This is a genomic window from Tunturiibacter psychrotolerans (assembly GCF_051013365.1).
Lineage (GTDB): Bacteria > Acidobacteriota > Terriglobia > Terriglobales > Acidobacteriaceae > Edaphobacter > Edaphobacter psychrotolerans_A.
On sequence record NZ_CP132941.1, the window covers coordinates 820,070 to 838,516 of the forward strand.

The 18,447-nt window shown below is 57.5% G+C and carries 15 protein-coding genes; 6 read left to right on the forward strand and 9 right to left on the reverse strand.

The features are described 5' to 3' along the window. Nucleotides 1-152: 152 nt before the first annotated feature. The gene (locus RBB76_RS03205) at nucleotides 153-377 is read right to left on the reverse strand and encodes a DUF2905 domain-containing protein (RefSeq protein WP_429628857.1); all 225 of its coding nucleotides are present in this window, start codon (nucleotides 375-377) and stop codon (nucleotides 153-155) included. A 14-nt stretch (nucleotides 378-391) separates the two neighbouring features. Next, nucleotides 392-769, reverse strand: coding sequence for a response regulator (locus RBB76_RS03210; RefSeq protein ID WP_429628856.1), 378 nt, complete (start codon nucleotides 767-769; stop codon nucleotides 392-394). A gap of 268 nt (nucleotides 770-1,037) precedes the next feature. Here RBB76_RS03210 and RBB76_RS03215 point away from each other — a divergent pair, with 268 nt between their 5' ends. Beyond that, on the forward strand, nucleotides 1,038-2,228 hold the full coding sequence (locus RBB76_RS03215; protein WP_429628855.1) for a potassium channel family protein: 1,191 nt from the start codon (nucleotides 1,038-1,040) through the stop codon (nucleotides 2,226-2,228). A gap of 82 nt (nucleotides 2,229-2,310) precedes the next feature. On the opposite strand, the gene RBB76_RS03220 is transcribed toward RBB76_RS03215, so the two are convergent. Further along, nucleotides 2,311-3,051, reverse strand: coding sequence for a tetratricopeptide repeat protein (locus tag RBB76_RS03220; protein ID WP_429628853.1), 741 nt, complete (start codon nucleotides 3,049-3,051; stop codon nucleotides 2,311-2,313). A 293-nt stretch (nucleotides 3,052-3,344) separates the two neighbouring features. Here RBB76_RS03220 and RBB76_RS03225 point away from each other — a divergent pair, with 293 nt between their 5' ends. Then, entirely contained in the window at nucleotides 3,345-5,204 is a 1,860-nt protein-coding gene (locus tag RBB76_RS03225; RefSeq protein WP_429628852.1) for a phosphoenolpyruvate carboxykinase (GTP), read from the forward strand. Nucleotides 5,205-5,371: 167 nt separating this feature from the next. Here RBB76_RS03225 and RBB76_RS03230 read toward each other — a convergent pair whose 3' ends face one another. Further along, nucleotides 5,372-6,004, reverse strand: coding sequence for a hypothetical protein (locus tag RBB76_RS03230; protein ID WP_429628851.1), 633 nt, complete (start codon nucleotides 6,002-6,004; stop codon nucleotides 5,372-5,374). Nucleotides 6,005-6,090: 86 nt separating this feature from the next. Between RBB76_RS03230 and RBB76_RS03235 the strand changes: the two genes are divergently transcribed. From RBB76_RS03235 to RBB76_RS03245, 3 genes are all read left to right on the forward strand, one after another. Beyond that, nucleotides 6,091-6,771 (forward strand): DinB family protein, encoded by a 681-nt coding sequence (locus RBB76_RS03235; RefSeq protein ID WP_429628850.1) that lies wholly within the window; start codon nucleotides 6,091-6,093, stop codon nucleotides 6,769-6,771. A gap of 475 nt (nucleotides 6,772-7,246) precedes the next feature. After that, nucleotides 7,247-8,053, forward strand: a complete 807-nt coding sequence (locus RBB76_RS03240) for a HugZ family protein (RefSeq protein WP_429628849.1) — start codon at nucleotides 7,247-7,249, stop codon at nucleotides 8,051-8,053. Nucleotides 8,054-8,273: 220 nt separating this feature from the next. Further along, complete coding sequence (locus RBB76_RS03245; protein ID WP_429628848.1) at nucleotides 8,274-9,965, forward strand: MFS transporter; 1,692 nt, start codon at nucleotides 8,274-8,276, stop codon at nucleotides 9,963-9,965. Nucleotides 9,966-10,093: 128 nt separating this feature from the next. On the opposite strand, the gene RBB76_RS03250 is transcribed toward RBB76_RS03245, so the two are convergent. Continuing rightward, a complete protein-coding gene (locus RBB76_RS03250) occupies nucleotides 10,094-12,580 on the reverse strand; it encodes a 2-oxoglutarate dehydrogenase E1 component (protein ID WP_429628847.1) in 2,487 nt (828 codons plus the stop codon). 338 nt (nucleotides 12,581-12,918) lie between these two features. Then, the gene (locus RBB76_RS03255) at nucleotides 12,919-13,665 is read right to left on the reverse strand and encodes a class I SAM-dependent methyltransferase (RefSeq protein WP_429628846.1); all 747 of its coding nucleotides are present in this window, start codon (nucleotides 13,663-13,665) and stop codon (nucleotides 12,919-12,921) included. 252 nt (nucleotides 13,666-13,917) lie between these two features. Here RBB76_RS03255 and RBB76_RS03260 point away from each other — a divergent pair, with 252 nt between their 5' ends. Then, nucleotides 13,918-14,748, forward strand: a complete 831-nt coding sequence (locus RBB76_RS03260; RefSeq protein ID WP_429628845.1) for a hypothetical protein — start codon at nucleotides 13,918-13,920, stop codon at nucleotides 14,746-14,748. A 108-nt stretch (nucleotides 14,749-14,856) separates the two neighbouring features. Here RBB76_RS03260 and RBB76_RS03265 read toward each other — a convergent pair whose 3' ends face one another. From RBB76_RS03265 to RBB76_RS03275, 3 genes are all read right to left on the reverse strand, one after another. Next, nucleotides 14,857-15,057: a cold-shock protein gene (locus RBB76_RS03265; RefSeq protein ID WP_013581125.1), complete on the reverse strand. Its 201-nt coding sequence runs from the start codon at nucleotides 15,055-15,057 to the stop codon at nucleotides 14,857-14,859. Between the two features lie 263 nt (nucleotides 15,058-15,320). After that, nucleotides 15,321-16,115 (reverse strand): (d)CMP kinase, encoded by a 795-nt coding sequence (gene cmk, locus RBB76_RS03270; protein WP_429628844.1) that lies wholly within the window; start codon nucleotides 16,113-16,115, stop codon nucleotides 15,321-15,323. A 5-nt stretch (nucleotides 16,116-16,120) separates the two neighbouring features. Further along, complete coding sequence (locus RBB76_RS03275; protein WP_429628843.1) at nucleotides 16,121-18,412, reverse strand: hypothetical protein; 2,292 nt, start codon at nucleotides 18,410-18,412, stop codon at nucleotides 16,121-16,123. Nucleotides 18,413-18,447 lie beyond the last annotated feature (35 nt).

Genomic DNA, 18,447 nt, shown 5'->3' on the forward strand with positions numbered 1-18,447 from the left:
GAGCGCCCCAGGCGACGTTTTCAGGATTGTTGGCCGCCTTCCCGTCCGGATCTTCCCTCGCCGTGCCCGCAGGCTGGCCAGTGTCGGCGGATTGTCTTCTCTTTCGGACATTCTTGCCTGAGTCTAGCACCGCAGCACGGCACACTAGACGATCAACGGCGCAGTCTTCCCACAGCCCATAGAATCAAGCTAAGCACCACGCTAATCACAATCGAAGTGGCAATTGGAAACGACACCGACCATCCACGTCCACGCCAATTGAGGTCGCCAGGAAGCCGGCCAACCGGCAGATTCAGTCGATTCAGCCCGAGAACGATTCCACCGACCACAACCAGCAGCAAACCGATAAAGATGAGAGTACGGCCCAGGTCAGGCATGCGGCACCACTTCTCTAAGCAGTGGCCAACAGCGCCGCAGCCTCACGCAAAAGCTCCGACGGCTGGCACGGTTTGGTAAGAATGCCTACAGGCCGCGACAACTTACGCGTCTGCTCCCGCACGTTTTTAAGGTTGGAATAAAACCCCGTCAAAACAAGAATCTGGCAGGCCGGCAACTCACGCGTCACATCACTCACCAGCGAAAGTCCATCGCGTCCCGGCATCGTCACATCGCACAGCAGCAGGTTCGGCACAAATTCACGCGAACACTCTAAGCCCTGATCCGCCGAATAAGCTGCCTTCGCTTTGAAACCACTCTTCTCAAAGATGAGAGTGAGCGTGTCAGCCACAAGACGATCATCATCAACCACCAGAACTCGCTTCATGTTCATGGTTGCCCTCCCGTGCGGGTCGTTCGGGTTGTGCGCGTCAACACTGATCTGGTGAGACCAGACTAGGCCTCAAAATACATATTTGTCGAATCAAAATTTAATGATTCTTGTCTGACGTTTTAGACTCGACACGTCATGCAAAGTCATAAACGAGCTTGCACCGAGCAAATTTTGCACAAGGTCCACTGCAACTCCACCCATAGGGAAGTCGCAACTTCAGCTCTGGTAAGGTTTACCTCAGAACCCTGAATTTAACTAAGGATCCCCTTTGCGCATCGTCGCATTCATCGCCGGTTTGTTCTTCTGCTGGGGCGTCGCACTCGACGCCTTCCAGACCATCATCCTTCCCAGGCGTCCGACAGGTCGATTTCGAATCACCCGCATCTTCTTCATCGCCACCTGGGCGCCTTGGGTCTTCATGGCCGAGCGCGCCTCCAACAAAAAAATACGCGACCAGATCTACAGCATCTACGGCCCGCTCTCCCTCCTCTTGCTCCTTCTCTGTTGGGCAGTTCTTCTCATCTCCGGCTTTGGAATGTTCTACTTTTCCATGCGTTCCCCTTTTGGGGACGTTATGACCAGCCATACCAACAGTGCCTTGGCACAGCTCGGCACCGACCTCTACGTCAGCGGAACCACGCTCTTCACACTCGGCCTCGGCGACGTCGTTCCCCACAGCTCCCTCGCTCGAGCCTTCATCATCGTCGAATCAGGCGTGGGCCTGGGATTCGTGGCTCTCGTCATCGGCTATCTTCCCGTTTTGTATCAGGCATTTTCGCACCGCGAGATCAGCGTCGCTTTACTCGATTCACGAGCCGGCTCTCCACCCAATGCCGCCGAACTCATCCGACGCCACTCCTTCACGGGCAGCGAGGAGGCAATCATCGCGCTGCTCGAAGAGTGGGAACGCTGGTCGGCGGAGATTCTCGAATCGCATATCTCCTATCCCATTCTTTGCTTCTACCGCTCGCAGCATGACACCCAAGGTTGGCTCACTGCACTCGTCTCAATCCTCGACACCTGCGCGCTGCTGATCTCGGTCATCGAGGGCGCCCACTCGCGTCAGGCCCAGCTCACCTTCGTCATGTCTCGCCATGCGCTTACCGACATCAGCGAGGTCTTCGGCCTCATGAAACTAAAACCAAAACAGCATCAAGCCACCATCGACCGCCTCCCATCCAACGACTTTTACCATCTGTGCGAAGCCTTGGGAGAAAATCAGGTTCGGCTCTGTGGCGACCCCGCTGCAGCGAAGCGCCTCAACACCCTCCGCGCTCTCTATGAACCCCAGGCCTTCGCTCTCTCCGAGTACCTCCGTGTATCACTCCCCGTCTGGGTTGCGCCCCCAAAAGTAAACGACCAATGGAGCATTCTGACGAGAATGCGAACCGACGCCGCAATAGTGGTGAAAGCCGGAGGCGACCCCACTCCCTTCTTTCACGACGAAGACCACGGCTGACTTCCCACCAAACAGATTCGGGATGCAAGGGCTGAAAACCCCGCATCCCGAAATCATTCACACCCACTCCAACGAAAAACGACTACTGGCCCCCAGGACCACCAGGGCCAGTCGGCGCCGGATTCAGCTTCTGTGCAGCCAGCGTCCCCGCCGGACCCTTGGCATCCTTATCTTTCAGCTGCGCGTAAATCTTCTTCGCCAACTCAGGCTTACCTTGGGCCTCATACAACTCCGCAAGCTGCAGTTGCGCCAGCCCCGCAGGCACGGTCGTCGTTGGCTTTGCAGTCAGTTCGTTATAAAGATCCACAGCCTGCGAATCCCGTCCCGTCTGCCTATAAAGCTGAGCCAGCGAAATCTTCGCGAGTGCCGCAAGGTCACCATTCCACCCGCTCGCCACCTGCTTCAGCGTGCTCTCGGCCGGACCGTTCTGTCCCTCTTCCATATACGTCAGCCCAGCGAAGTAACGAGCAACGCGCCCATCCGGAGTCATCCCGTACTTGTCCGCCACACCGTTGAACAGATCATTCGCGGCCTTGGCGCGCTCCGTCGCCGAAGCATACGTCTTCACACCCGGAGGCACCTGCTGCCCCGGTGAGGCCAACGGCGTCTGGTAAGCCTGCATCGCTGCGCCAAAGGCCACGGAAGCCTGATTCGCGCGGCTGTTATAAATCAGCGCCCCGGCCACCACCACCAGAATCGCCGCAAGCACAACGGCGCTGGTCACGATCAACGAACGGCGGTTTTCGCTGGCCCACTCCAGGCCATGCTGTGTGGTATCGACGAACTGGTCATGCTTAAGAGCTTGCTTGGTCTGCTGGTCCACTTTGTCTTGTTCTTCCTTTTTTGCTCGTCGCGGTCTGCCGCTTCAAGAGAACTGGTTGCGCGAAGTCACGGCGCAGAACTTTAAGTCTATCAGCGCTCGCAATCAGAGTGTGCATCAAACTCATCCCACCTTCGCCAGCAAGCAACAATCCTCATAAAAATGAATAGATTGGCAGAAAACTCCCAGGCGTGAGTCGCTTCGAAATCCCATCTACGCGGCTCGCATCAACCCTCAGGGTTGACAGCCCCTCCGCCAAGGCGAAGACTTATACCCGAAGGAATTTGCCCCAACCTATGAAGACCGTAGCCGTCGAAACAGCAATCGCAACCCCACCCACCACCAACAAACACCTCATCCGCTGGGTCGAAAAGATGGCCGACCTCTGCCAGCCCGACCGCATCCACTGGATCGACGGCTCGCAGGCCGAGTACGACTTCCTCTGCAGCCAGCTCGTCCACGCCGGCACCTTCACCAAACTCAACGAGAAACTCTGGCCCGGCTGCTTCCTCGCCCGCTCCGCCCCCAACGACGTCGCCCGCGTCGAAGACCGCACCTTCATCTGCTCCCTCTCCAAGGACACCGCCGGCCCCACCAACAACTGGGAAGATCCCTTCGTCATGCGCAAAAAACTCAAAGCCCTCTTCAAGGGAGCCATGCGCGGCCGCACCATGTACGTCCTTCCCTATTCCATGGGTCCCATCGGCTCGCCCATGTCGCAGATCGGTGTCCAGCTCACCGACTCCGCCTACGCCGTCGTCAACATGCGCATCATGGCCCGCATCGGTGCCCCAGTCTTCGCCGAAATCGACAAGGACGAAAAGCGCGTCGTCCCATGCATGCACACCGTCGGCGCGCCCCTCGCGCCCGGCCAGCAGGACGTACCCTGGCCCTGCAACGACGAAAAATACATCGTCCACTTCCCCGAAACCCGTGAGATCTGGTCCTACGGCAGCGGCTACGGCGGCAACGCGCTCCTCGGCAAAAAGTGCTTCGCCCTCCGCATCGCCTCCAACATCGCCCGCGACGAAGGCTGGATGGCCGAGCACATGCTCATCGTCGGCGTCGAATCCCCCCAACGCCCCGACGGCACCACCGAAAAAACCTACGTCGCCGCCGCCTTCCCCTCGGCCTGCGGCAAAACCAACTTCGCCATGATGATCCCCCCTGCCGGCTTCGAAGGCTGGAAGGTCTGGACCGTCGGCGACGACATCGCCTGGATCAAGCCCGACGCCACCGGCCAGCTCCGCGCCATCAATCCCGAGTACGGTTTCTTCGGTGTAGCCCCCGGCACCAGCGCCAAAACCAACCCCAACGCCATGGCCACCCTCGCCAAAAACACCATCTTCACCAACGTAGCCCTCACCCCCGAGGGCGGCGTCTGGTGGGAGGGCATGACCGACACCCCACCCGCCGAACTCATCGACTGGCGCGGCAACCGCTGGACTCCCGCAATCTCCAAAGAAACCGGCCAACCCGCCGCCCATCCCAACGGACGCTTCACCGCCCCCGCCGCCCAGTGCCCCACCATCGACCCCGACTGGGAGAACCCCAACGGCGTCCCCATCTCCGCCTTCATCTTCGGAGGCCGCCGTCCCACCACCATGCCCCTCGTCTATCAGGCCTTCAACTGGTCTGCCGGCGTCTACATCGGCGCCACCATGGGCTCGGAAACCACCGCAGCAGCCGGCGGCGCCATCGGCAAAGTCCGCCGCGACCCCATGGCCATGCTTCCCTTCTGCGGCTACCACATGGGCGACTACTTCCGTCACTGGCTCAAGATGCAGCGCAACCTCTCCGCCACGCCCCGCGTCTTCCACGTCAACTGGTTCCGCAAAGCCCCAGACGGCAGCTTCCTCTGGCCCGGCTACAGCGAAAACATGCGTGTCCTCAAGTGGATCATCGACCGAGTCCGCGGCCGTGCACAGGGCAAAGAAACTCCCATCGGCTGGACCCCTCACTTCGACGACATGAACTGGAAGGGCCTCGACATTCCCCGCGAACAGATGAAAGCCACCTTCGACATCCTCCAGACAGTAGACCGCGCCCAATGGAAACAAGAGGTCATGGGCCACGAAGAGCTATTCCTAGCCCTCCACGATCATCTCCCCCCCGAGATGATCTACGAGCGCGAACTCCTAATCTGCCGCCTCTAACAGTCAACGACACAGGGGCGGCAAATCCTTCAGCACAACAGCGCGAACTACCGACAACGTGACTTTTCAGGCATTTCGGTACTACTTCCGCTTAGCCGGTGATTAGCCCAAAGGAAATATCGCCGATCGATTCCATAATTTCTCGTTAGCCTAGTCAAAAAAACTGGCTACCTTAGAAACCTTAAGCTTTGTAGGATCTGAGTAAGGCTCTCATCCACATCATTCTGCTGTGCGCGGGTGAGCGTCTTCATTGGCGGATCAAAGACACCTGCGTCTACCCCGGACTGAGTGAGCCTTAGCTCATAACACTCCTTGCTGTGAAAGGCGCGGTATAGATTAATTGATTGCCAATGGCTCATTCCGGTACCGGCGGTGATTCCATGCACAAACAAAACTCCGTCAATGTTCTCCTGCGGATTTTGGGCTGAGATCATGAAGTCTGGTTCCCCCTCCCTCGGAAACGGAGTCACGCACACGTCGGCCCTCATCGCTTCGTCTGCCGGTTCGTGATAGTTCGCTTCCCGCTCGGCCTCAACTTGTCGCACCTGAAAGGAGGCCGCCTCGAAATTCGTGCCTTCAAACCGTCCGACAGGATAGACAGCGCAAGCGATCGCGTCTTCCTCACATGCGGGGGCATAGGACCGGTTGCATGGCCGCATATTCCCCGCTGTGCAGATTTGAAAATCGCGGGGATACGAAAAACTGAAACCACCGGCAGCGCTTTTAAAGATGGCTAGGTGGCCTAACGGCCGCCGCTGAGAGTGGGTCGGCAGCGCCAGTACCGCTGCCATTGCGATCATTCGCCAGACTCCGACATTCATGTATCACATTCTAGACCTGTTTCGCCCAGAGCGACCCAGAAGCGGCGCGCAGTGAGGAATTGTGAATGTATCGTCGCCAATTCGGAAGTAGTCCGAGCCGAAACAACGGTCTGCGAACCTCTTTTATTTTGTTCAACCCGCATATGCGCATCATCAAACTACACATACCAGGCGACGCACCCGCAAGTGATCTCATGCCCCAACCAAAGGCCGACCCCAACACCGACCTCTGCAAAGTATTGGTGGAAAGCTACGCCGTAAACGAGCGGATGAATCAACTCATCCTCGAACACCTCGACCCAGCAGCATGGCGCGCCCAACTCCCCGGCAGCAAAGGCCGCACCATCGCCGCCATCTACACCCACGTCCACAACATTCGCCGCAAGTGGCTACGACTCTCCGCCCCGCACCTCAAGCTCCCCGCCACTCTCAACCGCACCACAGCCACGCAAAAACAAACCCAAACCGCTCTCCTAGAAAGCGCCGCCCGCTGCTCCGAGATGCTCGCGGGCGCACTGTTGCAATCACCCAGCCGGATCGAAACCTTCCACCGAGACGGCTGGGCCAAACCCTGGCCCGCAGGCCCCGCCATGCTCGCCTACATGCTCACCCACGACGCACATCACCGAGGCCAGGTCAGCATGCTAGCCCACCAGCTCGGCTACCCTCTCCCACCCAAAGCAGCCGAGCAAATCTGGGGCTGGGAAAAGCTATGGAAAGACTGCGGCTTCACCCACCCCCGCTAAAAGCCCGTCACAACCACCGTAAGTCGTCATCTTGAGCGAAGCGGTAACGTCGTCATCCTGACCCAGAGCGCAGTCGAATGGGGAAGGATCCCTGTATTTGCTTTTCTGCTTTTCGTTCATCAGCGTCCTAGATGTAAATTCTGAGCAGAATCGCCGTAGAGCGCCCACCAAAAACCCTGTCAAGCCCCCAACCGCCCAAAACCCGCGCCAATCCTGCACAAACGCGTTGCGCATGAGTTTCCCTCGATCCTGTAAACTAGAACCAGAGAAGAAGCTCCGGGCGAAACCGGAGCTTCTATGGCTTAACCGTACCCCTAACCCCTTTGACTGGACGAATTTAGCCGTAACCCATTTGTTATGACGATTTTGCAACAATCGATCACCCGTAAATAGTTCATTACAAACAACTTAGACGCGGGCAATAGGGGGGGGACCCCAAGGGCATGGCACCCAGAAACCGGAATCGAGCACACGAATGTCGAACCAGCACGCAGCACCGTTCAACCCCAATCCGCAGCCGCCCATCCCCGAGCCCACCCACGCGGAGCGCGCCCGCACTCTGCTGCACCTGGCCAGCGTCGCAACCCTCTCCACCCTCTCCCGCAAGCAGCCAGGCTTCCCCTTCGGCTCCCTAATGCCCTACGCACTCGACCCCGCCGGCCGCACCCTCTTCCTCATCAGCACCATGGCCATGCACACCCAGAACCTCAAGGCAGACCCACGCGCCAGCCTCTTCGTCACCCAGCCGGCCGCAGACGGCGACGTCCTCGGCGCGGCCCGCGTTACCTTGGTCGGAAACGTCCACCAGATCGCAGACGAAGAGAAACCAGAAGCACGTGAGCTCTACCTCAAGGCCCATCCCAACAGCCACTACTGGGTCGACTTCAACGACTTTGCCTTCTTCCGCCTCGATCCCGTAGACGTCTACTACGTCGGCGGCTTCGGAGTCATGGGCTGGGTCACTGCCCCCGACTACGCCTCAGCCTCTCCTGACCCCCTTGCCGAGGCCGCACAGGGCATTCTGGACCACATGAACGCCGACCATAGCGACGCGCTCATCCTTCTCACCAGGACTCACGCAAAGCTCGAAGCCGAGTCCGCCACCATGACCTCGGTCGACCGCTTAGGCTTCCACGTCCGAGCCGTAACACCCGCTGGAATCAAGGGTGCCCGCATCGCCTTCCCACGCGAAGCCACCAACCCCGGAGAGACTCGTTCCGTTCTGGTCGAAATGGTCAAACACGCGCGCCACAACCACGCACTCCCCTCAAATGCCTATTGACTACTATCTCCTTTGCCTTTATGTTTAATGAGTGGCAAGACTCCCTTCGGGTTGAGTCAGTCATAACGAAGTCCACCCACTTCGTTGCTTTACTGGAATACCCACGCAACAGCCCCCACCGCGCTGCGTGGGTTTCCTTTTTAACCCACTTGTCATCTTTGGCACCACGTTCTTCGAAACGCTCACGCTGCCCGAGAGCACCGTAAACTAAAACGCAACGATGCCCCTCGAATCCCCAAACATCGGCCCGGTAGATCACACTGGGGAAAAGTCGAGCAGCGGTTTCACTCCCCTGACGATCCCTCTGTTCCGCGATCGCTGGATCGCCAGCACGATCTCCTCGGTCGGAACCTGGATGCAGGACACCGCAGGCACATGGTTGATGACCTCGCTGACCGCCTCGCCGCTACTGGTCGCCTTGATGCAGACCGCAGCAAGCCTGCCGGTGCTGCTGCTCGGACTGCTCGCCGGTGCAACCGCAGACATCTTCGACCGCCGCAAGCTGCTCATCTTCTGGCAGACCTGGATGCTCGTGTCGGTGGGAATCCTCGCGATCCTCACCTTCATCGGCTACATCTCGCCTTGGGGTCTGTTGGCCTTCACCTTCCTGCTTAACATCGGCTCGGCGATGAACAATCCCGCGTGGCAGGCAATCGTCCCGGAACTCGTGCCTCGCGAGCTGATCCCGGACACTGTGTCGCTCAACGCCGCCAGCAACAACCTCGCCCGCGCCGTCGGTCCCGCACTCGGCGGACTGATGGTAGCAGGCTTCCAGCGGGTGCACACAGGCGCGGGCTCGGTCTTCGCCCTCAACGCACTCTCGTTCGCCGGAGTCATTTGGGTGCTGGTGAACTGGAAACGTATCCCGTTGTTCAAATCGGCATTGCCATCCGAACGCATCGCTGGCTCGATTCGCTCAGGGCTGCGTTACGTACGCTACGCGCCGGATCTTCAGTCCTCGCTGGTGCGCGCATTCACCTACACCTTCTTCATCTCTGCGATCTGGTCGCTCCTTGCAGTCGTCGCAAAGCGTGATTTGAAACAAGGCCCGCTCGGTTACGGCATTCTGAACGGCTCGCTCGGCCTCGGAGCCGTGGTCGCTGCTACAACGCTTCATCGCATTCGCCAGCAATTCTCGGCAGACCAGATTCTAGCCACATCGACGCTCTACAACGTAGTTGTGCTGTTGGTACTCGCATTCGTCCGCAGCCCTCTGATCATCATCCCCACTCTGATCCTCTCGGGCGCCGCATGGACCAGCACCATGTCCACAATCAACGTGTCGGTACAGCTTTCCGTTCCCGCATGGGTTCAGGCTCGCGCCCTGGGCACCTACATGACAACCTTTCAGGGAGGCATGGCACTCGGAGCTATTCTCTGGGGTTACATTGCAGAACACACATCAACGCCTATCGCGTTGACTACGGCGGCATGCGGATTGCTGATCACCTTTCCATTCGCGCGCAGATTCCACATCCTGCAAGGCCCGCTTCCTGACCACACGCCGTATCAATGGAAGCACCCGGCGCCCCAGCTTGCAATCGACACCGAGCCTACTGACGGCCCCGTCCGCATCTCGATCGAATATCGCGTGCCGCTCGAAAATTACGCGGAGTTCACCTCTGCAATCCATCAGCTTCGAGGTGTTCGACTCCGCGACGGTGCGATCCGTTGGGGCATCTACCGTGACGCCATCGATCCTAAGCACCTCAACGAGACCTTCTTGATGGAGTCGTGGCTTGATTACCTGCGTTCCCGCGAACGTATTACAGCTGCTGACGAGACAATCCGTGCCCGCGTGCGTGCGCTGCACGAGCACGACGAGCCACCGAAGACGACCTACCAGATCTACGCCAGGGAAGTCGCGGATCAAGTACCCGGCGCTTCCGCGGACTCCCAAGGGTCCACCTAAACGACGCCCTAGTACTCGATATAACAGGTCTCTCGCTGCATACCCAAACAGGTGAGATAGCCGTTCGTACAAGCCACGACGGGCACGGCCGGAAACGGAGACCATGCCCGGGCTCCTAAACGATCGAGCTAGACGGCAGAGCCAAGCGCAAGATCAATCAAGGTCTTCTCTTCGATTGCATGAGCCTTTGCGGAACCGGTCGCCGGCGTTGCGCTGGCGCTTCGCTTGACACTGAGTACGGCACGGTCACCAGAAATCCGACGTAACAACGGCATCACATAAGAAAAAGCTCCCATATTGGCGGGCTCTTCCTGTACCCAAATGATCTCTTGCGCGTCGGGATGTTGGTCGAGAGCAGCCTGAAGCTCCTCTTCAGGCCAAGGGTACATCTGCTCCAGGAAGATGATGCCAACGCTGAAGTCCTTGCGCTTCTCGCGCTCGACTCTGAGATTGTGACCAATCTTTCCGCTGCAGACCAGCAGTCGACGCGGAGCTTTCACATCGTTGTCCGGAAGGACGTTCTGGAATCTTTCGATGGCAAAGTCCGCGAGCGTGGAAGATGCGTCTGGATGACGAAGCATGCTCTTAGGAGTAAAGACAACGAGCGGCTTTCGCCATGGCCGCAGCGCCTGCCTGCGAAGGAGATGGAAGTACTGCGCTGCGTTCGATGGCTGACAGATCTGGATGTTGTCATTCGCGGCGAGTTGCAGGTAACGTTCAATACGCGCGCTGGAGTGTTCGGGGCCTTGGCCTTCATATCCATGCGGTAGCAATAAGACGAGGCCGGAGAGCAGACCCCACTTCGCTTCGCTGGCCGCGATGAACTGATCCATAATGATCTGCGCACCGTTGGCGAAGTCGCCGAACTGTGCCTCCCAAAGGACGAGAGCCTCGGGGAAATCGCGAGAGAATCCATATTCGAAGCCCAGGACGGCGGCCTCGGAGAGAAGTGAGTTGTAGATCTCGAACTTACCCTGCTTCTCGCTGAGATGGGCGAGCGGGGTGTAGCGAACCTCGGTCTCTGTATCGACCATCACTGCGTGGCGTTGATTAAACGTTCCTCGCTGCGAATCCTGTCCGCTGAGGCGTACCGGAACACCCGCTTCCAATAGCGAAGCGAAGGCTACGAGTTCGGCCATACCGTAGTCGAAGAGTCGCGAGCCCGCACCCATCTCCTGACGCTGTTCGAAGAGCTTCTGCACCTTGGGATGAATATGAAAGTCTTTTGGGTATACCGTCAGCGAAGTCACGAGTGCTTTGATTCGATCCGCGGAGAGACCAGTCGGCACATCATCCTGGGGGTCGAGTTCACCCCCTTTGTAGGGGGCCCAATAATCGGGAAGCTGGGCTAGCTGCGGTTTGTGATCAGCCTCCGATGCTGTTTTCTGATCATCGAGGAGTTCTTGCTGAATCTTCTGCACCTCGGCGGCGGGATCGACACCTATTTGCTTTGCATATAGCTGGTAGAGCGCTGGACGGTCCTTGATAATTGCGTAGCGACGGGGCTGGGTAACGGTTGGATCGTCGACTTCGCTGTGTCCGTGTTTGCGGTAGCCAACGAGATCGACAACGATGTCGGAACGGAAGCGGGCGCGATATTCGGCAGCGATTGCGGCAACTCTCACGACTGCGTCCGGATCTTCCGAGTTGACGTGGAAGATGGGAATGGGAAGACGTTTTGCAATGTCGGTAGCGAATCGCGAGGAGTTTGACTCTTCAGGGATTGCAGTGAATCCAAGGAGGTTGTTGACGATGACGTGGATCGTCCCGCCGACATTGTAACCGTGCAGCGTTGCCATGTTCAGTGTCTCGGCGAGAATACCCTGTCCGGCGAAGGCCGCGTCGCCATGAATGAGCAATGGCAGCACCTGATTGTTTCCGTCTTTCCCAATGCGCTCCTGCTTGGCGCGAGTGCGTCCGAGCACCACGGGATCGACTGCTTCGAGATGGCTCGGGTTCGAGGCGAGGTGCAGCGAGATAACCTTCCCCTCGGGCGAATGGTATTCACCTGTCGCACCCACGTGATACTTCACATCGCCACCGCCCATAGTGCTGCGTGGATCGACATCTTCAAACTTGGTGAAAATCTCCGACGGAGAACGACCGATGGTGTTGGTCATCACGTTTAGCCGACCGCGATGGCTCATCGCAATCATGACCTTCGTAATGCCGGATCCAGCGCTCACCGCTAGAATCCGGTCGAGGAATGGAATCAGTGCAGTGATCCCTTCCAGGGAGAATCGCTTTGTACCAAGGTATCGCGATTGAATGACCTGTTCGAACATGTCGGCACGAATGAGCTGCGTGAGAATGAGTGCCTGATCGGGAGTCTGTGGAACCTGCTCGATGCGCTCTTGCAGCCACTGCCGTTGTTCAGGGCTCGGTATATGCATAAACTCTGCGGCGATTGTTCCGCAGTAGTACCCACGCGCCTCTTTGGCGACTTCGCCCTCAGGTGCGGGTGTAGGAAACGGCTCCGGGGGAAAATATTGACCTAGAGGGTCGAGCGAAGCCTGCAAGTATCCCCAACGCCGAAAGATGTCAAAGACAGTTTCGCGTTCGTGTTGCTCAATTGCGGGTGTTGTTGCTATCAGAGTCCCTGCCTTTGTAGCCATTTCTTCCTCACTTCAGGTCTAGTCGCGAGCCATTTCGCGTACACTTCTATGCTAGACCTTTCGGCGAAAGGGCGCACGTTACTCGCCCGCTAGTCGGGCACGGATGACCATAAAGTTGCACCCCTCAAAATCATTAGAGAAGTAAAACTTATTTTCTAAAATCGCAATTGACTCAAGGCAGATCGAGTCTCTTTGTGCCTGCGTCGTGTCGGCGCAGTTTTTGTAAACTCCTCCATCTTGATCAGTTACTAAGAAGTCCCGCCGATCCATTCGACGTTTTTCAATCCAGAGCCATCCCCCAGATACCTCGCTCCGGTTCTGCGTTTGACCCGGGAATATTAACGTTTATGCGCAACAACAAGCATGTTCTGAGAAAGAACGAAATGGGTATCGCTCGTTTCTGCGGCGAGTAAAAGCCTATAGGGAAAGGTTCCGGCCTCCCAGACCAGCCGTCTTCCTATACTCATGAATCCATGCGGAACAGGCTTATCCTCATGAGCCGTAATTTTCGAGAAACCGATTGTGTTCAATAACTGTTTTGCAGAAGTGGGAGTGAAGCTTTGCTCGTGGGTAAGATCTCCATAACGAACCCGCATTCCGAAGATGCCTTCGGCATTCGGGACATGGATGAGACATTTCCCCCCGGGGCGGAGCACTCGAAAGACCTCATCGAGAACCACAAATGCTTCGTCGCGCGTGAGGTGTTCAACGATATCCCAAAGGAGTGTGACCCCCACCGACTCGCTTTCTGTGCGCTGTAGATAGCCGAGAAGTTCACCCTGAGTTATACCGTCGATCCCAAGTTGATGCGCTAGAGCGACCTGCTCTTCCGAAACATCGACGCCGGTGACCGAAGTAAACCCATTCAGACGCAGAACATGTACGAAAGCCCCGTGTCCGCAGCCCAGATCAAGAATGGGCGTATCTTTATCAAGCGCAAAATGGCGATGAATGACTGGCTCTATGTATCGCCTTCGGTCCGCAAACATAGTTTGTTTTTGGGAGGGATCGACTTTTGCCTGGCCGCTCGTGACATACGAGGAGTACAGGCGGCTTCGCCACGAATGCTGGTTAACCACGAACACCTCTGGGCTTGACTTACGCGAAGTTTATCATGATCAGACACTTAACTGAGGTTGCGCTGCACCAAGTTACGATTCACAACTATAGTTTTAGGCATGAAGTTTGTATCTCACAAAACTTTGGTTTTGGCCTTCGCTTTGAGTCGGATGAGTTTGTCGATGGGGTTCGGTCTTGCTTGCGCCGATCAAGCTCCCTCCGCTGCGCACGAATCGATTCAGACGCCTGCAAAGAGTGTAACTCCCACCGACGTGACGATGGCCGATCCAGGGAAGATCGACAACCGTCCACTACCTGATATCGAGGAGCTGATGCATGCAGTGGAGACGAACCAGAGGGCAGCGGAGACAATTGAGAAGGACTATTTATACCGATCGTCGTGGACGCTGAAAGAGCTCGATGGGCACGGAGGGGTCAAGAAGACTGAGACGGAGGAATATGACGTCTTCTGGGTGGAAGGAGTTCCCGTGCATCGTTTGATGAAGAAGAACGGAAAAGAGTTAAGCGCCGAGGAACAAAGGAAGGAAAACGAGCGGATAGATAAAGAGATAGTCAAGGTCAAGGAGAAACGCAGGAAAGCGGACGAGAAGGGAAAAGAGACTGGACCGCACGGCGAGGAGGAAGTTACCGTCTCGCGACTATTGGAGTTAGGTCGTTTCACAAATGCGCGACGCCTGCAATGGAACGGGAGAGACACGATCGCCGTTGACTTTGCGGGCAATCCGAATGCAAAAACTAAAACCCGCTTCGAGGAGGTTATTCGAGACATGGTGGGCACTGCGTGGGTCGATGAACAGGACCGGACACTGGTAAAGGCCCAAGGACACTTTCTAAATAGCTTCAAGATCGGCGGCGGTCTTGTAGCGAACATTCAAAAAGGTACGAGTTTTTCCATGGAGCAGCGCAAGGTTAACAACGAAGTCTGGCTGCCAGCGATGGTTGAGGGGCAAGGGGAAGCCAGAACACTTCTGTTCTTCAACTTGCATGGGAGCGTGCAGGGGGTAGAGTCGGACTATCGAAAGTTCAAGGCGACTTCGACCATTCTTCCGGTAGAAAGCACGGTCCCACAGACTCCGCCAACAAAATGACACTGTCATCAATGCTGGCTGAGCAGCGGCTTTAGAAACGCGCAAAGGGATAGCAACCGCCATCCCTTCCGCAAAACTTGGTTATTGCTGTAGTCGTAGTGCTAAAGATTAGAGAGGCTGAACGTCAGACGCCTGCCAACCCTTGGGTCCCTTTACCACGTTGAACTGTACAGCCTGGCCCTCTTGAAGGCTCTTGAAACCGTTCGAATTGATCGCCGAGTAGTGTACGAATACATCCTCGCCGTTCTGACGGCTGATAAAGCCAAACCCCTTGGCATCGTTAAACCACTTAACTGTTCCCTGTTCCATGTTCGCTATTTCCTTATTGCTATTGAATTTGCCGCCAGATCCAAATCGGGGTTCGTACAGTACGAGCTTTGCAGAAATCCAATCTGTTTCAAACGATGTGTGAAGGTTAGCACAACTGGCAAGTTTTTTTTAATTATTCTCCTAAATAGTTATAGTTGCACTATTTATGGTGCAGTAAGTGTGAAAAATTTGGCAGAAACGAGGATTTCAAGCCTTGCTGGATTCGACAAACGTACTCCGAGGATGTTAGATATCACGCAGGTTCACGCTTTGAGGTGTGAGCGGACGATCTCTTCGGCCCGTCCAAGGACCTCGTCGAGAGTCATCGCAGTTGAGTCGAGGACAACGGCATCGGCGGCCGGTCTGAGGGGCGACTCGGCCCGGTTGCGATCGCGATAGTCGCGATCTTTCAGTTCGCGGAGAATGATTTCTTCGGCCAGTCTCTGCTGTTCTGCGGTCATTGGATCTGGTGATTGGCGCGCCGAATTCTGCTCCCGCGTCGGTTCGACATGCGAGCGCGGAGCAGCTTGGCGGTAGCGGCGGCTGCCGCGAACCTCGGGAGCAGCGTCGAGAAAGATCTTGACTTCTGCATCTGGGAAGACGGCGGTGCCGATGTCGCGACCCTCCATAACGACTCCGCCGGCCTCGCCCAGAGTGCGCTGCTGCTGGACCATCCAAGCGCGAAGGTGCGGATGGACAGATACCTTGGAAGCGGCGGAGGTGACGTCGGTCTCGCGGATGCGACGGGAGACGTCCATCCCGTCCAGGAGGACCCGATTACCGTCTACTTGAGGTTCGAGGGTGATGCGGGTTTGGGCGGCGAGAGCCATCAGAGGAGCTTCGTCATCAAAGTCGTAGTCGTTTTCGATCGCTTTTAGGGCAAGAGCGCGGTACATGGCTCCGGTCTCGAGATTAAGGAAGCCGAAGCGACGGGCCAGGTGAGCAGCAAGGGTGCTCTTTCCGGCACCTGCAGGCCCGTCAATGGCAATTATGGGACGTCCGCGTTTTTTTGTTTCAGGCTGTGATGTAGAGCCAGATTCTTCGTGCGGCTGAGTCATCCGGCCTATTCCCCTTCCTCACGTTTGAACTTGCGTGCGGGAGGTCGATTGCCGAAGGGCTTCTTATTACCCTTGAATTTGTCGAAAGTGCTCGCGGGTTTATCCGTTCCAGCAGCAGACTTTCCGTAGGCTTTTTTGCCAGCGAAACTGCCACTTGTGGATTTTCCAGCATAGCCTCCGCTGGATTTACCGTAGGGCTTTTTGGCACCCAGTCCCCCAGCGGATTTGCCTGCATAACCGCCACTGGTCCTCGGGGAGTAGTCGCCGGAAGCTTCGCGACGCGCCGGGCGGTCGGACGGGGAGGGGCGAGGGCTGCGCGGGGCGTCGAACTTTCGGTAAGGTGGTCCACTGGGGCGACTTGCTGCACTTTCGCTTCGGTCCCCACTACCCTTACGGTCGCGGGAGGGGCTGGGCTTACTGACAAAGCGAGATGGTCCCGCCGCTTCGTCGCGACGGACAAAGGATTTGCGTGGCGCGAAACCGTTGGTGCGGTCCCCGCCGTCGAGACTCCGCTGTGGGCGGGCGGAGAAGCTTCCCGCCTTACGCGGGCTACTGAAGCCGGGTTTGCCTGACCTTTCTCCGAAGGTGCGGCGTGCAGGACGGCTGTCCGCAGAGTCGCCCTCCGGCCTGGGAGCGAACTCTCGGCGAGAAGGACGTCTGTCGCTGTTGTCGCGGCCGAAGCTCGGTTTGCCGGCGAAGCCTTCACGATCGCGGCCGGTGGTGCTTGGCTTGGAGAACGTTTTGCGGGGGCGGTCGCTGCCAGCCGCCGGGGCATCGCTGTACGGTCGGGGGGTGAATTCGCGTCGCGGAGGACGACTCTCACTGGAGCCTTCGGTGCGGCGGAACGCCGGGCGATCATTACCGATGGAGGATGTGTCCTTGCCGAAAGATGGCCGGTTACCTGCGTAGCGGGATTTGTCGCCAAATGTCGGCTTCGATCCGAACGCCGGCTTGGAGCCAAAAGAAGGTCGTTTCGCTGCTCTTTCAAAACTGGGTTTGCGCTCGGCGGTGCGCGGTGTTCTCGCCGTCGCGCTATCGTCACCATCTTCTGACTGCGAGGACGGTTTCGCGGCCAATCGATCGGCCTTCTCTTCTTCCCAGGGCTTGGTGAAGCTCGGTCGGTCAGGTCGATTCGATTCGCGGGTAAAAGGACGACGCTCGCGTGGCGTTGCGGCTCCAGAGTCGCGACTCGGTTTGCTTATAAACCCCGTGCCGACTTTGCGAGGTTTGGGGATGAATTTAGTGATACGACCAGACGTCTCGCCTGTTTCGCTACTCTCGCCTTCACTAGCGACGAGAGAGTCGGTATCAGTGCTGGGAGGTACGGCAACAGCGAGGAATGCAGGAAGCTCGCCAGTAACATGAAGGACTGTGCGGCCTTCGACGGCAATGGTTTCGAGCTGGCGGGCAGAGATGAGCGGATGGATGACATCGCGAATACGCGAGCGAGCTGCGACCGGGGAAAGGAAGGTTTCTATGTCTTCTTCAGACGCTACGATAGCCTGTCCGAGGTACAGCGAGATGAGGGCTGAAAGCGCAGTAGGTTGTCCGGCATTAGCTCCCGCTTTGATCTGCTTGGTGAAACGGGTCGTAACGAGCTCCCACAGGGTGGGGGCACCGTCAGGTTGCGGAACCGGAATAACTCGGAGGTGCTGCCATAGCTCGGTCAGTGAGCGGAGTACCGCTGTCTCTGTGACCTCCTTACCGAGCTGCGTCGTGAGGTCATAGGAACTCATACCGGTGGCGTGGTCTTTGGCGCGCTCGGCAAGGAGATTGTATGTGTTCAGGGCGAGCGGGGAGACCTTGCTGGCTCCGCTTGTTGCGGGAGGCTGTTTCCAGGCCTTGTCGCCGCGGAGAGTGAAGATATAGGGAAAAGCGAGCGGGGACACGATAAAGTCCGGGATCTCACTGCCGGTGCCGGTGGGCGAACCGAGAAGATTGAGAGGAATCGCTCCGCCATCGAGAATGAGCCGCGACAGGAGGCTTCGAGACTGGTCAGTATCCGCCAGGGTCGGAGCAGCGTTCGGAGTTCCTAGGATGGCTTCCACGAAGGATGGCGCCGGGGCGGGAAGCTGCGCTGCGCGAGGTGTAAAGAAGACCAGACCTGAAGTGTTGAGCCAATCGCGGAGCATATTGATTGTCAGAATGGGATCGGCGTTGTGGTGCCAATGCGCGAGACGAGCGGCGGCGAGCTGGTCAGCCGTGGGGGTGCTTAGATTACTCAAGGTGTTGCCTTCCTGCTGCGCGGAGCGATGCTCGAGCGACAACATATCCTTAGCCTGGGCTAAGGATGACACTAATGTTCGGATTCAAGCGACGAGCGGCGAGATGC

What these genes read in the sequence shown, in the direction of transcription:
- RBB76_RS03210 (WP_429628856.1), bottom strand. Translation starts at nt 769, where the DNA reads ATGAACATGAAGCGAGTTCTGGTGGTTGATGATGATCGTCTTGTGGCT.
- RBB76_RS03205 (WP_429628857.1), bottom strand. Translation starts at nt 377, where the DNA reads ATGCCTGACCTGGGCCGTACTCTCATCTTTATCGGTTTGCTGCTGGTT.
- RBB76_RS03230 (WP_429628851.1), bottom strand. Translation starts at nt 6,004, where the DNA reads ATGATCGCAATGGCAGCGGTACTGGCGCTGCCGACCCACTCTCAGCGG.
- RBB76_RS03235 (WP_429628850.1), top strand. Translation starts at nt 6,091, where the DNA reads ATGTATCGTCGCCAATTCGGAAGTAGTCCGAGCCGAAACAACGGTCTG.
- RBB76_RS03245 (WP_429628848.1), top strand. Translation starts at nt 8,274, where the DNA reads ATGCCCCTCGAATCCCCAAACATCGGCCCGGTAGATCACACTGGGGAA.
- RBB76_RS03250 (WP_429628847.1), bottom strand. Translation starts at nt 12,580, where the DNA reads ATGGCTACAAAGGCAGGGACTCTGATAGCAACAACACCCGCAATTGAG.
- cmk (WP_429628844.1), bottom strand. Translation starts at nt 16,115, where the DNA reads ATGACTCAGCCGCACGAAGAATCTGGCTCTACATCACAGCCTGAAACA.
- RBB76_RS03240 (WP_429628849.1), top strand. Translation starts at nt 7,247, where the DNA reads ATGTCGAACCAGCACGCAGCACCGTTCAACCCCAATCCGCAGCCGCCC.
- RBB76_RS03225 (WP_429628852.1), top strand. Translation starts at nt 3,345, where the DNA reads ATGAAGACCGTAGCCGTCGAAACAGCAATCGCAACCCCACCCACCACC.
- RBB76_RS03265 (WP_013581125.1), bottom strand. Translation starts at nt 15,057, where the DNA reads ATGGAACAGGGAACAGTTAAGTGGTTTAACGATGCCAAGGGGTTTGGC.
- RBB76_RS03260 (WP_429628845.1), top strand. Translation starts at nt 13,918, where the DNA reads ATGGCCGATCCAGGGAAGATCGACAACCGTCCACTACCTGATATCGAG.